The organism is Acinetobacter sp. NRRL B-65365, assembly GCF_001605865.1.
GTDB classification, from domain to species: Bacteria; Pseudomonadota; Gammaproteobacteria; order Pseudomonadales; family Moraxellaceae; genus Acinetobacter; species Acinetobacter vivianii.
Genome location: NZ_LRPD01000078.1, coordinates 15384 through 28949 on the forward strand (window position 1 = coordinate 15384; position 13566 = coordinate 28949).

At 39.8% G+C, this 13566-nt stretch carries 15 protein-coding genes and 4 tRNA genes; 7 read left to right on the forward strand and 12 right to left on the reverse strand.

The genetic code is table 11. From position 1 onward, the window contains the following. Positions 1 to 159: 159 nt before the first annotated feature. Entirely contained in the window at positions 160 to 1197 is a 1038-nt protein-coding gene (gene astA / locus AWW72_RS17970) for an arginine N-succinyltransferase (protein WP_062848225.1), read from the reverse strand. Positions 1198 to 1717: 520 nt separating this feature from the next. Between astA and AWW72_RS17975 the strand changes: the two genes are divergently transcribed. Then, complete coding sequence (locus AWW72_RS17975; protein WP_062848314.1) at positions 1718 to 2302, forward strand: helix-turn-helix domain-containing protein; 585 nt, start codon at positions 1718 to 1720, stop codon at positions 2300 to 2302. A 77-nt stretch (positions 2303 to 2379) separates the two neighbouring features. Here AWW72_RS17975 and AWW72_RS17980 read toward each other — a convergent pair whose 3' ends face one another. The 7 genes from AWW72_RS17980 to AWW72_RS18010 all read right to left on the reverse strand — a co-directional run bounded on the left by AWW72_RS17980 (position 2380) and on the right by AWW72_RS18010 (position 6173). Beyond that, positions 2380 to 2823 carry an acetyltransferase gene (locus tag AWW72_RS17980; protein ID WP_062848226.1) on the reverse strand — a complete coding sequence of 148 codons (444 nt, stop codon included), beginning with the start codon at positions 2821 to 2823 and terminating at the stop codon, positions 2380 to 2382. 339 nt (positions 2824 to 3162) lie between these two features. Continuing rightward, a tRNA-Trp gene (locus AWW72_RS17985) sits at positions 3163 to 3236 on the reverse strand. Between the two features lie 67 nt (positions 3237 to 3303). Next, positions 3304 to 3388, reverse strand: a tRNA-Leu gene (locus AWW72_RS17990). Positions 3389 to 3534: 146 nt separating this feature from the next. Beyond that, positions 3535 to 3608, reverse strand: a tRNA-Trp gene (locus tag AWW72_RS17995). 69 nt (positions 3609 to 3677) lie between these two features. Further along, a tRNA-Leu gene (locus tag AWW72_RS18000) sits at positions 3678 to 3762 on the reverse strand. Positions 3763 to 3868: 106 nt separating this feature from the next. Further along, positions 3869 to 4690 carry a protein kinase domain-containing protein gene (locus AWW72_RS18005; protein ID WP_062848227.1) on the reverse strand — a complete coding sequence of 274 codons (822 nt, stop codon included), beginning with the start codon at positions 4688 to 4690 and terminating at the stop codon, positions 3869 to 3871. Then, complete coding sequence (locus AWW72_RS18010) at positions 4665 to 6173, reverse strand: DUF3336 domain-containing protein (RefSeq protein WP_062848228.1); 1509 nt, start codon at positions 6171 to 6173, stop codon at positions 4665 to 4667. The genes AWW72_RS18005 and AWW72_RS18010 overlap by 26 nt, the downstream gene beginning before the upstream one ends. Positions 6174 to 6346: 173 nt before the next feature. Between AWW72_RS18010 and AWW72_RS18015 the strand changes: the two genes are divergently transcribed. From AWW72_RS18015 to AWW72_RS18030, 4 genes are all read left to right on the forward strand, one after another. Continuing rightward, positions 6347 to 7237, forward strand: a complete 891-nt coding sequence (locus AWW72_RS18015) for an ATP-binding protein (protein ID WP_062848229.1) — start codon at positions 6347 to 6349, stop codon at positions 7235 to 7237. Positions 7238 to 7336: 99 nt separating this feature from the next. Next, a complete protein-coding gene (locus AWW72_RS18020) occupies positions 7337 to 8437 on the forward strand; it encodes a DUF6670 family protein (protein WP_062848230.1) in 1101 nt (366 codons plus the stop codon). Positions 8438 to 8620: 183 nt separating this feature from the next. Then, a complete protein-coding gene (locus AWW72_RS18025; RefSeq protein ID WP_062848231.1) occupies positions 8621 to 9199 on the forward strand; it encodes a TetR/AcrR family transcriptional regulator in 579 nt (192 codons plus the stop codon). Then, positions 9196 to 10119 (forward strand): DMT family transporter, encoded by a 924-nt coding sequence (locus tag AWW72_RS18030; RefSeq protein ID WP_062848232.1) that lies wholly within the window; start codon positions 9196 to 9198, stop codon positions 10117 to 10119. Before AWW72_RS18025 ends, AWW72_RS18030 begins: the two co-directional genes overlap by 4 nt. Here AWW72_RS18030 and AWW72_RS18035 read toward each other — a convergent pair. The 3 genes from AWW72_RS18035 to tsaD form a co-directional block, all read right to left on the reverse strand. Further along, positions 10108 to 10452 carry a hypothetical protein gene (locus AWW72_RS18035; RefSeq protein WP_062848233.1) on the reverse strand — a complete coding sequence of 115 codons (345 nt, stop codon included), beginning with the start codon at positions 10450 to 10452 and terminating at the stop codon, positions 10108 to 10110. The genes AWW72_RS18030 and AWW72_RS18035 overlap by 12 nt on opposite strands. A 122-nt stretch (positions 10453 to 10574) precedes the next feature. Next, positions 10575 to 11078, reverse strand: coding sequence for a hypothetical protein (locus AWW72_RS18040; RefSeq protein ID WP_004770499.1), 504 nt, complete (start codon positions 11076 to 11078; stop codon positions 10575 to 10577). 179 nt (positions 11079 to 11257) lie between these two features. After that, complete coding sequence (tsaD, locus tag AWW72_RS18045; RefSeq protein ID WP_047428814.1) at positions 11258 to 12265, reverse strand: tRNA (adenosine(37)-N6)-threonylcarbamoyltransferase complex transferase subunit TsaD; 1008 nt, start codon at positions 12263 to 12265, stop codon at positions 11258 to 11260. Between the two features lie 144 nt (positions 12266 to 12409). Between tsaD and rpsU the strand changes: the two genes are divergently transcribed. After that, positions 12410 to 12625 (forward strand): 30S ribosomal protein S21, encoded by a 216-nt coding sequence (gene rpsU / locus AWW72_RS18050; RefSeq protein ID WP_004652785.1) that lies wholly within the window; start codon positions 12410 to 12412, stop codon positions 12623 to 12625. 29 nt (positions 12626 to 12654) lie between these two features. Then, entirely contained in the window at positions 12655 to 13101 is a 447-nt protein-coding gene (locus tag AWW72_RS18055; RefSeq protein ID WP_004770502.1) for a GatB/YqeY domain-containing protein, read from the forward strand. Positions 13102 to 13178: 77 nt separating this feature from the next. Here the strand turns inward: AWW72_RS18055 and AWW72_RS18060 are convergent, their stop codons facing one another. Next, positions 13179 to 13538: a hypothetical protein gene (locus tag AWW72_RS18060; protein ID WP_062848234.1), complete on the reverse strand. Its 360-nt coding sequence runs from the start codon at positions 13536 to 13538 to the stop codon at positions 13179 to 13181. Positions 13539 to 13566: the final 28 nt, after the last annotated feature.

Genomic DNA, 13566 nt, shown 5'->3' on the forward strand with positions numbered 1-13566 from the left:
TATTTAATTATTAGAGGGATTTTTTATGTAAATAATCGTTGCAATTACCTATCCATAAGAAGTTAAAAATTTCTACTTATAGATTCACACCATAAAAAATACAATACAAGTCAAATAAATTTCACGCTTATAAATGCCCAATAGCCAAGCGGTCACGCTTTATGACTTGTGATGAATATTGATATTTAACACCCGAACCGAATCACCATTTTTGACATGCATCTCACGCGCTTGCTGTTCACTTAATTTCACCTGATTGTGTTCTGGATGGTTATAAATGAGAATGGCGCGATAATTATCATAATCATCATTGGCAACGATATAAGGCTCATCTCCTACAGCGATCAGATCGGATTGCTCGACCTGCACCTGAACCACATGACTCTCTTTAATGGCTCTTAGATTTTCGATATCCGCCTGTAGCGTTGCACCACCATCAAAGATATCGACATAACCCTTATAACGCAGCCCTTCTTCAATCAGGAGGTTATAGGCGGGAACCGTATTCGGATGCACTGCACCAATCACCGCTTTGGCCTCATCAGGCAACATATCGACATAAAGCGGATGGCGTGGCATCAACTCTGCAATAAAGACTTTTTTACCTGTCCCACTTAAATAATCCGCTTTGGCAAAATCCATATCAAAAAATTTATGACCGACTGCATCCCAAAAAGGTGAATGTCCATTCTCATCAGAAAATCCACGCATTTCAGCAACGATCGTTTCTTCAAAATATCGTCTAAACGCAGATAGAAATAAAAAACGAACTTTGGAAAGGAACTTACCATTCTTGTTTAAGCGATAATCAGGATCGAGGAATAAGGTACAGAGTTCACTGCAATTGGTATGATTATTACTGAGATACAAGGTCGGCAGCGCTTTATAAACATTCAAAGGCTCTGAGGAATGAACTTGTGTACCGACATGGAAGTTATACCACGGCTCTTTTAACCCGAGCGCCACCTCAATGCCACACACACCTACGACTTTATTGAGAGCGGTATCTTCCAGTACAAATAAATAACCCTGCTCCGACTTATCTAATTTGCCTTCCACTGTTTTTACAGCCCGATCAATACGAGCAGCCAACATTTCCATATCAGGTTGCAAGGAGGTTAAGCCAAAACCTGCTTTTTGCGCCAAATGGTAAAGATCATGAATATCTTTCTGCTCGATATAACGAATAATCATCATGCGATTTGGTCCTTATTTTGAATCATTAAAAAATGAACCAGTCCCACAGTAACGATCTCGTTGCGTAATGCTATCCAGATTACGCTTTCCTTGCTGAACCATGCACAATACCAACATTTGTTATTCCTTAATTATTAAATTTTCCCTAGCTAGGCCAATTTCCAGCTGAGCTGACTTTAATTATGCAAGTCTTTTTTGACCACTTTCATCAACCTGAAACCAAAATTAAATAGCATCACCAGATGCATATTCAGATTGATAACTCTATTATTCAAAAACTAATTGCCATACAAAATTTAAAATTAAGCAAAAAATGAGCTGTTTTTTAGCAATTTATTCATTGACAGTGACAATGTGAAAAATTTTTTATTATTAGAGGACCATATTCATGGCACTACACCAAGAATAATGAATTTGCCTAAATACGAACTTTGATCAAGCACATTAATATAGACATTGCATACAACATCCAGCTCATTTCTATCGCATAATATGTCAGTTCAAAATGAAGGTTCATATGATGATCGAAAAAGCTGACAGTCAGATACTTGATACTGAAATCGCTCGCTTATTGCTTAAGCAAAGAAAGAGTAAGGGGTGGACGGTTGCCGAATTAGCTCAGCATTCAGGAGTCAGTCAAGCAATGATCAGCAAGGTTGAGCGCGGGGCTTCTAGCCCTAGTGCAGCCATTCTCAGCCGCTTAGCAAGCGCTTTGGGGATCACCCTATCTAAACTGTTTGCAGAAGCTGAGCTCAATCAAAATACACATGTAATGGTCTCAAAAAAACAACAGCAACAATATTGGACTGATCACCAGCTGGGCATTACTCGTTGGTCAATTTCTCCCGCTGGCGCAATTCCAGAGATGGTTAAAATTCAAATTCCAGCATCAGGTCAACTCAATATCCCTTCAAGCGCATATGAGCATCTTAGCGGTCAAACCATTTGGCTTTTAAGTGGACAACTTGAAATCCAAGTTAATACACAAGTCTTTCACCTAGAAGCTGGAGATTGTATTGCACTAACAGCCCCCGCAGATTGCCACTTAACCAACCCCAACGATCAACAACCTTGTGTTTATATGGTGAGTTTTAGCCAGAAATAGAATGAATGTTGAATGATCAGAATATGCTTTCACTTCAATACAACCCACCCCACACTTGTGATTCAATAAAAATAATATTAAGTATTAGGGTCAATTCCAAGATGTAATAGTGGATATGCTCGGCCTTGGCTATCGAGTTCTGAGTGTCCTGTTATATGAAAACCAAGATGTTGATAAAATCCGATTGCCTGCTGATTTTGTTCATTCACATCAATGCTGAGATTGGGATGTAGCATTAAAGCATGCGATAACAAAAACTTTCCAACGCCCTGCCCTCGAGCTACTGCATCAATAAATAATGCTTCCATATGCCCTTCATGCAAGAACATAAAACCTAGGGGTTGATCTTCCGAATTCACAGCAACGCATACAGGCGTTTCTGTAAAAAAGCCGATGACTTCTTTTTCGATCTCGATACGATCATCTGGCTTCAAAAAATGATGCGTTGCATCAACAGAACTTTTCCAGATTGCAACGATCTGAGCACCTTCATCAGGACGTGACATACGAATTTTTAACATTTTTTATCTCTACATCTACATTCAAAATCTGACAAAAATTTTCTCTAAAAGAAATTAATTTAACACAAGAAAAATACTATAGTATATAAATATTCACAATAGTGTTTTAATAACATAATTTCTATTCAAATATGTTGAGATGGCATAAAAACAATGCGTTAAATCACTGGCCTCTTCATAACACCCCTAGCCATATGATCACAAAAAATAAGTCAGTAACTCTTAATTCAAACTACAAGTAATACTAGTAGTAAAAGAAGTTAGTTTTAGAATAACAATAGGAGATAAAATTCAGACAATAAAAAAGCCCTTGTTTTCACAAGGGCTCTTCTATTTATTTGGCAGAGGATCAAGGACTCGAACCTTGACGAACGGTTTTGGAGACCGTCATGCTACCATTACACCAATCCTCTAAACTGCATGATTAGCGCCTAGCAGGTCTAACCATAAAAAAAGCAAGATGTTCTTGCCTTTTAAATTTGGTGGGGGCGAAGAGACTCGAACTCTTACACCTTGCGGCGCTGGAACCTAAATCCAGTGCGTCTACCAATTTCGCCACGCCCCCGATGGGTGTGTATATTAGAGAGAAACTTTCTCCATGACAAGCCCTTTTTATAAAAAAATCATGTCTATGAAACCTAATGCTTTTTTAATATACAACTAAAAACAACAGACGTAAAAAAAGGACTTTTAAAAAGTCCTTTTCAAATTTGGCAGAGGATCAAGGACTCGAACCTTGACGAACGGTTTTGGAGACCGTCATGCTACCATTACACCAATCCTCTATAACCGCATGATTAGAGCCTAAGAGACTCAACCATAAAAAAAGCAAGATTAAACTTGCTTTTTAAATTTGGTGGGGGCGAAGAGACTCGAACTCTTACACCTTGCGGCGCTGGAACCTAAATCCAGTGCGTCTACCAATTTCGCCACGCCCCCGATGGGTATGCATATTAGAGAGAAACTTTCTTTATGACAAGTCTTTCTCGCAAAAAAACCACTCAAATGAACATATAATATTCAAATCAAGGTGTTATGTTTACTTTTAAAGCGAATTCATAGTGTTTAAAGCGCTTTTTACCGCTTCAACAGAGCTCAATCGTTGTTGAACATGCTTGGACAATAGGCCTGTTAACACTGGCAAAAAGCACTGTAATCGTTCTGGAAGCTGTATATGCAGTTGCTGGCAATGCAAGATTGCCCAGTCATGATAGCTTTGAGCCTGTAATCTAGTTTGCGTCAACCATTCATAAACAATAATACCAAAGGCATATAAATCACTTTGAATACTCTTCCCTGCACCATGAAACAGTTCTGGCGCCATATAATGCGGTGTTGCATCTAGAGTTTGAATGGATTGCCCTATTCTAAAAGTCTGTTCAAAGTCGATCAGCTTGCAAGCGTTAGCGTGAACACGAAAATGTTCTGCCTTTAAATCCCCATGAATCCAGCCCGCTTGGTGTAAACCATTCAATGCATCTAAAGCTTCAACGATCTTTTGTTTAATGAATTCAATGTCACAGCTATCCGAAAGTGGTCTAAAGAATTCTTTTGCAGCAACGGTGACCAATCCAATCTCATCACCAGTACAATTTAGTTGCTGTTTAAAAGGATTCAGTTGAATGATCTGATGGGGCAATAAAAAGCATTGTACGTCTTGGCGATGCTGATAAAAATCTAGCTCGCGCAATAGCGCCTGTTCAAAGCCCTCATGTGTATTTGAATGATGAAATTTAAGCCAGTAACGCTGCTGATGAATTTCAAAGCGATATAAGCGTCGCCCAAAGGCATAACTTTGCGCTTTGGTCACTAATGCCAAGTTTTTAAGTTCAATCTTAGGATCACAGATCCACGTAGTAAAACTCATTCTGCTGCTTTTCTTCCTGCTTTCGCAATGATGTTAAACAATGCTCAATGGTTTTACCAATCCGCGCATGGGTTTCAATTGCAGATATTTTCGGCCAGGTTGCCCGCTCACCTTCTCGTTGCAACACTTTAAACAGTTTTGGTCGTGGATTTTTCAACATATAGCTATAGTGTCGCAAACCATATTTGGCAATAATATTCACATCACCATAATAACGCTGTCCCAAAATGCCATAACCATGATCCAAAGCGCGACGGATCGGGAAAAAACTTCCTGCATAGTTACGTGTCAGATCCATTACTTCAAGTGCAATGGCTTTGCCTTGGCGACGTACAATCCGCTCAGGCCAGCTCAATACATCTCTACGGAAGCGATCAGAATCACTTTGCATGAACGGCACAATATGCGGATTGACCTGACTGGCGATGGTGTAATTAATATTATACAAGCGCGCCATTTTTTCCTGTGGAAAATCACTGCGCATACTACCATCCACCCATTTGGTGTTAGCAAGATACGGCGTATGTTGCCCGTCATAACGTTTACTGGTCAGATGCACAGGGGGAAACAAGACTGGAACGGCACAGGAGGCCAGAATGGCACTCCAGACCAACACGTTCGGCGCGGTCAATGCATTCATGATCCGTGGGCTTTGTGCCGTGTTATACGGAGCAATCACAATATTAATATGGCGCTTGGACTGCTGATAAGCTTCCGCAAAAGTCACATCGCCCAAGTTTTGCATGAGGAATTGTTTTAAATACATGACATCCGCAATACCGCCATGCCCTCTGATCAGTTCACTCACTTTTCGGAACTTGAATGCATCACTAAAGAAATGCTCACCCTTGAGCAAATCAGGAACCTGATCCGATGCAGAGACACCCAGCATACCGGTCATGATTGCCCCAGCACTAGAACCCGATAACACCCGTGGCATTAAATCCTGCTCTAGCAAAGCCTTACACACACCAGTGTGAAACAGACCCAAAGTTGCGCCACCAGAAAACATCAAGGCTGGCTGTCCATAAGCAGTCTGGCATTCTTCAAAAAACTGGATTTTTTCCTTTAACTGAAAGGTAATGCATTCACTGGAGGCAAGATAACGAAAACAGTCGCTCATTTCCTCGACATAATTTTCAATAATCTTTTTTGTTCCAATATAAGTCTCCGCAAATAACATCGGATGACCAATATTGGCAAAATCATAGGACAATCCTTCTCTTAATACATAAATCAGATCCAGTGTCCGATGCTGGGTCCGATACTTTTTTAATAAGTTATAGCGCTTAGACAGAATCTCTGCATCAAAATAAGGCGATTCATTGTCATATTTCCATGCTTCATGGCCTGAGTCTTCATCCAGTTTTAGTGCAATTTCTTTCCATTCATCATAAGAGCTTGCATGTCGTAAGTGTTCCTGCAACACATCAACCCTATGCGACTGATATGTATTCTTTTTTTCTTGAACTCTATTAAACATTCGCGTTCCTGATTTTCGGCATATTTTTTGAATTCTTGCACCTATACAATGCAAAAAGCTGCCGTAACAATCAAGGGTAAAATCGATTTATTTCGATATTTCTGATGATATTTTCTTTATTTCAGTAATAGCAATGTTAGTATCCCTATTCATCATTAAGTTGGTTTGTATTTATGGCTATCCTTGATTTACCAGAATCTATCATCCAGTCCTTATCGAATGTTTTAACACAGCTTCAGCAAGTGCTCCCTGCTCCGAAACAACCGACAGATTTCTCTGCAATTGCGTTTCGTTGGGAAAATCAGCAGCTGGTCGCAATACAGCAGCCAAAGAAGATGTATCTGGAAGATTTAAAAGGGATTGAACGCCAAAAAGACAAGATCATTCAGAATACCTTGCAGTTTCTGAACGGCTTACCCGCCAATGATGTATTACTTACTGGCTCACGAGGCACAGGAAAGTCTTCGATTGTACGTGCCCTCCTTACTGAATATTCAGCGCAAGGCTTACGTCTGATCGAAATCGAACGTGATGATTTATCTGACTTACCTAAAATTCAGAAACTCATTGAAAATCGTCCCGAGAAATTCATTGTCTATTGTGATGATCTGGCGTTTAACGCTGAAGATGAAAATTATCGTAGCCTGAAAAGTGTATTGGATGGCTCACTGCAATCAGGTTCAAGCAATTTTATTATTTATGCGACCAGTAATCGCCGCCATTTATTGCCTGAATTTATGCATGAAAATACGCCTGTGCAAAAAGTAGATGTGCCGCAATATACCGAACTGCATCCACAGGAAGCGATTGAAGAGAAAATTTCACTCTCGGATCGCTTTGGCATGTGGCTTTCATTCTATCCAATGGATCAGCAGCTCTATCTACAAATTGTAGAGCACTATATTGTGAAAGCTAATCTGGAATATAACGACTTAGTGCGTAGTGAAAGTTTAAAATGGTGTCAGGCTCGTGGGCAACGTTCTGGCCGTGCCGCCTATCAATTCTCAAAACACTGGATCGGCTCACAAAATCTGGAAAAATTGTCCAACAAAGCGTCTGCATAAATGTCCTGAAAAGCCGTAGCTTTGTCCTTATTTCCGCTTAGCATGGGCAATTGTTTTTCATAACCTACTTTTCAGCTACGATAAAGTTTAGGAAACAAGATGAAAAAACAGTTGCCTCCTACTTCCCTCACCAGCAAAATCATGGGAAAAAGCCTACTCTTGGCGCAGGGTACATTAGATCAAGCAATTCAATACTCAACCCTGCCATTTTCCCAGCCAGACATTATCCGACCACGTACACAAGAAAAGTTCTATACATGGACACATTATGGGATTTTCTTTCCGCTTCTGCCTGAGCCACATCGTTATTTAAATATTATGATTTTGCTCGGCACACCTGGTGCGCTGGCATTCGACCATGATGATATTACTTTGGGTGATCCAAGAAAAACGGCAACATTCTTTTCGAGTACAGCTGCAATCGACGAGCATCTCTTAAAAGCCTACGTCATTCCAGAAAACACCAATATTCAAGACAATGGATCAGTCATCCAACTTGGAGAAGAAGTCTCAATTCAAGGGACATTGCCCCATATTCAACTCAAGGGCGCTTATCATGGCTTAAGTTTTGAATTTGATCTGGATGTGAGCGATCAGGTTTCATGGTTTATCAAAACCCCGATTTATGATCATTTTAGTTTATTGGCAAACTTTAAAGGTCAGATTGAATATCAAGGTCAAGTTACCCCTGCTGAAGGCTTATGTACCTACGAATATGCACGAGCAGCAGGTGCACATGGTGTCGTGAAAAAGCTACTCCCAGAAGCCTATAAATTACCACTTGATTTTTTCACTTATCAAATCATTAATCTAACTGAAACAACTCAGCTACTTCTGACTAAAGCGGATATTCTTGGGCAACCTGCGGCCTATACTTTGCATGTCCGCCACACCGACCGACCTGCTGAAATCTATACCAATGTTGAATTTAAGGTCATCAGCAATCAGCCGAATGCACATGTTTCTCCAAGCGGTAAAAAAATGCGTCTACCGCAACAATTTATCTGGTCTGTCAAAAATAATGCTGATCAGAACATTTTAAATATTACTGCGGAAATCGATAGCCCATTCCGTTATGGACATGGGATTGGTTATGCCAGTGCTTACACTTTTACAGGTGAATATCTGGAACAACCAGTCCAAGGACGTGGTTATATTGAATATATTGATGTTGAAGATCAAAGTTCATTTCAAAAATAAATCTATCTACACGCGTATAGCACCAATAAGTCTTTGAAATGATTCAAAGGCTTATTTTCTCTTTCACTCCTCACTCCGCTTCATATCTGGATAATATTGCTCTCTACTTAAGCATTCATGCTTGCTAATTAAGTAGTTTTTACCTAATATTAGGTAGATCGGTATACATAAGAAATTTCTACAATGAGTTCTAAATCAGCAAAACAAAAAATTCTGGATGCAGCATCAACCTTGTTTTATAACGATGGCATCAGCAACACAGGCATCAATACCATTACAGAGAAAGCCAATGTGGCCAAAATGTCTTTGTATAATAACTTTGCCACCAAGTCAGATCTGATTACTTGCTACATCGAAGCACGTCATCAGGAATGGCTCGACTTATATGAAAAAAGAAAAGTTCAGATTGAAACACCCTTAGATGGAATTCTAGCTGTTTTTGATGCCTATCAGGATCACGCTGAATTTGCCTATGAAAAAGGTTTCCGTGGCTGTGGCTTATTAAATGCTGCCGCTGAGTTTCCTGCACATAGTCCTGAGCGATTAGCTGTCAAAAACCATAAAGATGAAATTGAAGCAATTTTAGTGGGACATTTAAGTCAATTAACCAGCAATCCAGAGCGAGCCAAAGAACTAGCTCTGCTGCTTTCGTTTATTTTAGAAGGATCGATCGCTCGTGCAGGTTTAGAAAGCTCTAGTGATAAAGTATTTGCCGCAAAACACATGGTTCAGCGTTTATTAGAACAAGAGATTGCAAATTGAATAGCTCAATCAACCTAAAAGCTCATTATGGCTTTATTGCGGTTTTAGTGGCCTCTATTTTATGGGGAACAACAGGAACTGCTGCTTCCTATGCACCGAATTTAAGTCCTTTAGCCATAGGCGCAATCGCAATGGGCGGTGGTGGATTACTCCAAGCCTTATTGGCCCATAAAAATATCCGCAGCCACTTACCACAAATTCGCTCTTACTATCCTTTGCTTTTGATTGGGATGGTTTCGGTTGCTATTTATCCACTGGCCTTCTATTCCTCTATGCGGATGGCTGGCATCACGATTGGGACTGTGGTTTCAATTGGATCAGCGCCTTTATTTACCGCATTGCTGGAAAAATTCTTTGATAAAAAAGCACTTTCTAGCCAATGGTTTATCAGTTTCATTTTTGGCGTAGCTGGGGTGTTACTGTTAATGATTGGAGAGTCTCATTCCCAAGGTACAAGCCAAAGCATTGCAACGGATCAGAAAACGATTGGTATTATTCTCGGACTGATCGCAGCACTGACCTACTCCTTATACTCTTGGGCAGCCAAAAAAATGATTGATCGAGGCGTTGATTCAAAAGCATCCATGGGCTTAATTTTTGGTTTCGGCGCTTTAATTCTATTACCGACATTGTTTTTTACGGGAACCAATCTGTTCGATGAACCCGTCAATCTTTATGTCGTGGGTTATATGATGCTGATCCCCATGTTTCTTGGTTATCTGTTATTTGGATATGCCTTAAAGACCATTTCAGCCAGTACCGCGACGACATTGACGTTATTTGAACCATTGGTTGCAGCATTGTTTGCAGTGTTATTGGTTGGCGAGCAATTGGCACCCATTGGTTGGGTCGGTATGGCTTTGATTTTTGTGTGTTTAGCTGTGCTGTCTAAAGCGGATCGTTCACAGTCAATCACCTAGAAAAATTGCTAACCCATTAAAATCGATAAATAGTAATAAAGCGCACACAAAGCTAAAAGCAATGATTTTCCCATTAAAGAATAATGCTGATTTGGCTAGTTTTTTAATGGGTTCATCTTTTTTCAATCCAATGATCGAAAAAATAATGCCAATAAAATTACAGATCACTGAAATGATCCATGCCAAGAAAAAGAACAAATGGATCGGTGGCATTTCACAGATTCGATCAGTCGTACATGGAATACTGAAAACATAGATTGAAAAGCCTGTCACCGCGACGATAAGCAGAATACTTAACCATGCACAGCCATTGGCTGCTTTAACCACCCACATGATCTATTCCTTTTTATTTATATATTATTAAAAAATATTAAAATTATTTGATTATTAAAAAGATTGAGTACTATCGATGCAGAGCAAGACATTGTCTCTGCATCGAAAATAGAGCTTAAAGATTAATATTCTTTTGCCAACTTCTCTAAAGTGGTAAGCATTTTTCTCACTACACTTCTTTTATGATGCAACATGTTCTTAATGTTACTTGGATTAAAACCTGTCAGCTTTGCAATGCCTCGACTGGTCATATATTCACCCGTTTTCGCAAAGTGCTTTTCACTTAACTCGGTTTTCGCATTTGAGAATCGAACTGCCAACTTATAATCATTAAACTCAGACCATGCACCCGTCTTATATTCATCCGCATCAAAGCTACCCTTCTGCTGAGTCGGTTTTTCTCGAAGAATATTATGTAAGCGATTAATGACAATTTTTTCTTCACTTTGTTCAATCAATTGATAAAGTTCAGTTTCTTCAAATGGTCGCCCTAAAGCGATATCTTTTCTATATTGTTCAACTACTTTTTCTTTTGATGCAACCTTCTCCTCACCTTTTTGAGTGAGGCATAGAATCTTGAATAAAGATTCTAGTCGGCCACATGTAAAAATATAAGAAATTTTCAACTTTTGTACTCCACAATGAGTTTTAGCTCATCAAAATAAATAATATATCCAATACTTTATACCATAGCGCCAGTTTCAAGCCTGCGCCATGTACATAAATCAAGAATCTGATTTTTAAATATGAGAATAGGCTAAACTGACCAGCAGCCTAGCAACCAATAACACTGACCATTTGTATTTTAGGTTGGCTTTAACTCTGTCATCGGCCAACGAGGTGTCGTTGTGACCGCCAAGCCATCATGCTGCCCGGCCTTTAAACGCTGATATCCAGCAAAAGCAATCATGGCACCATTATCGGTACATAAAGCAGGTTCTGCATAGTAAACCTGTGCTTTAATTTTCTTCAATGAAGTTTCCAATTGCTCACGTAAGCGAACATTGGCACTCACACCACCAGCAATTACCAAACGCTTAAGACCAGTTTGTTTCAAGGCCTTCACAGACTTTTTCACTAAAGTATCGACAAGCGCTTCCTGAAAAGAAGCAGCCACATCCGCATCGCGATTTTCTTCACCTAACTTTTTCAACTGTACAGAAACCGCAGTTTTCAGACCACTAAATGAAAAGTTTAAGCCTTGATGCAACATCGGACGCGGGAATTCAAATGCTTGTGCATCACCTTGTAAAGCCAACTTCGCAATATTCGGCCCACCTGGATAAGGGAGCTTCATCATTTTTGCGACTTTATCAAAAGCTTCACCCGCCGCATCATCAATCGATTCACCCAGCAATTCGTATTGACCAATACCATAAGCAGCCATTAATTGCGTATGGCCACCAGAGACTAATAGTGCGACAAACGGAAATTCCGGTGGAGTTTCCGAAAGTAATGGTGCCAGCATATGACCTTCCATATGATGTACACCAATAGCAGGTTTATTTAACGCAAATGCTAAAGTACGACCAAATAATGCACCTGTCATGAGCGCACCCATAAGGCCCGGGCCACGCGTATAGGCAACTGCATCAATCTCTTGCTTTGTGACACCACTTTGCTCAAGCAATTGATTAATCAAGGGAATCATTTTACGAACATGGTCACGCGAAGCCAGTTCAGGCACTACACCACCATATTCAGCATGCAGTTTGATCTGACTATATAGAACCTGTCCACGTAAGCCGAGCTCGCTATCATAGAGTGCTAACCCAGTTTCATCACACGAAGTTTCCAAGCCCAAAACAATCATTAAACTGCCTTTACAACGATCAAAAATAATATCTGAGCTATTATAGACTTGTGATCTGAGTTGTAAATGAGTAAAATACTGACCTTCACTTGCGATCTAGTGCATAGTGCGTTAGATCTTATCCATAATCTTAGAGGATTTTACATGCCACAAGTTAAGTTGAAAGAAGGCGAACCAGTAGACGTAGCTATCCGTCGTTTCAAACGTTCATGCGAAAAAGCGGGTGTTTTAGCTGACGTTCGTAAGCGCGAATTCTATGAGAAACCAACTCAAGAACGTAAGCGTAAAAAAGCTGCTGCAGTTAAGCGTTATCAAAAGAAATTGACTCGCGAATCTGTACGTACTACTCGCCTTTACTAATTAATTTGTGATTGACTGCTGAAAATACTATGAATACTTTAAAAAACCAGATTACTGACGTGTTAAAAAACTCAATGCGTGCCAAAGATATGGCAACAGTAACGGTTATTCGTGGTGTACAGGCAGCAATTAAGCAAATCGAAGTCGATGAGCGCATAGAGCTTGACGATGCTCAGGTTCTTGCGGTCATTGAAAAGCAAATTAAACAACGTAAAGAATCGATCAAAGCCTTTCAAGGCGCTGGTCGTGATGATTTAGCTAGTAAAGAACAAGCCGAAGTTGAGGTTATTTCTCAATTTCTACCAGAAGCTATGACTGAGGAAGAGCTTGATTCTATCATTGAGCAAACGATTGCTGCTCAAGAAGCTACTAGCATGAAAGATATGGGTAAGGTGATGAATTCTCTACGTCCGATCATAGCCGGGCGTGCCGATCCTGCACAAGTTTCTTCTAAAATTAAAGCAAAATTAAGCTAATCCGCTTAACTTCCTTTCTATTCCCCTGCTTTATTTAAAACTGGATTCATTTCAACAATGAACCCAATGTCTTGGTTTTATTTAAAATCACACTGAACATTATATTTCGCAAGCATTTGCATCTCTTTGGATTCGGCAACCTGCTTGATTAAATCCTGCTTGGTCATATTCGCATATTGCGGTGGCAATGAAGAACGATTACGTTCAATTGCATCTGACATGTCCTGAATATAACGTTGATTAATCTGGCAATATTTAGCCTGCTGCTCAGGCGTAAACTGGGTAAGTTGCGGATTTAAGCCACGCAAAAAACCACGAATATCCTGCGCATAGGTACTACGAATTTTATCCACTGCATTTACATATTGTTCAACAGATGCTGCTGAACTTGTCCCCACTGTGCTTAATGCAAAAATTAAAACTAAAATCTTTTTCATAAATATTCTAAGTGCTCAGCAATTGCTT

Excerpts from the sequence above, each read along its gene's own strand:
- tsaD (WP_047428814.1), bottom strand. The coding sequence starts at position 12,265 with ATGATTGTTTTGGGCTTGGAAACTTCGTGTGATGAAACTGGGTTAGCA.
- AWW72_RS18035 (WP_062848233.1), bottom strand. The coding sequence starts at position 10,452 with ATGTGGGTGGTTAAAGCAGCCAATGGCTGTGCATGGTTAAGTATTCTG.
- AWW72_RS18005 (WP_062848227.1), bottom strand. The coding sequence starts at position 4,690 with ATGAGTTTTACTACGTGGATCTGTGATCCTAAGATTGAACTTAAAAAC.
- AWW72_RS18025 (WP_062848231.1), top strand. The coding sequence starts at position 8,621 with ATGAGTTCTAAATCAGCAAAACAAAAAATTCTGGATGCAGCATCAACC.
- astA (WP_062848225.1), bottom strand. The coding sequence starts at position 1,197 with ATGATGATTATTCGTTATATCGAGCAGAAAGATATTCATGATCTTTAC.
- AWW72_RS18020 (WP_062848230.1), top strand. The coding sequence starts at position 7,337 with ATGAAAAAACAGTTGCCTCCTACTTCCCTCACCAGCAAAATCATGGGA.
- AWW72_RS17975 (WP_062848314.1), top strand. The coding sequence starts at position 1,718 with ATGATCGAAAAAGCTGACAGTCAGATACTTGATACTGAAATCGCTCGC.
- AWW72_RS18060 (WP_062848234.1), bottom strand. The coding sequence starts at position 13,538 with ATGAAAAAGATTTTAGTTTTAATTTTTGCATTAAGCACAGTGGGGACA.
- rpsU (WP_004652785.1), top strand. The coding sequence starts at position 12,410 with ATGCCACAAGTTAAGTTGAAAGAAGGCGAACCAGTAGACGTAGCTATC.
- AWW72_RS17980 (WP_062848226.1), bottom strand. The coding sequence starts at position 2,823 with ATGTTAAAAATTCGTATGTCACGTCCTGATGAAGGTGCTCAGATCGTT.
- AWW72_RS18010 (WP_062848228.1), bottom strand. The coding sequence starts at position 6,173 with ATGTTTAATAGAGTTCAAGAAAAAAAGAATACATATCAGTCGCATAGG.
- AWW72_RS18015 (WP_062848229.1), top strand. The coding sequence starts at position 6,347 with ATGGCTATCCTTGATTTACCAGAATCTATCATCCAGTCCTTATCGAAT.
- AWW72_RS18055 (WP_004770502.1), top strand. The coding sequence starts at position 12,655 with ATGAATACTTTAAAAAACCAGATTACTGACGTGTTAAAAAACTCAATG.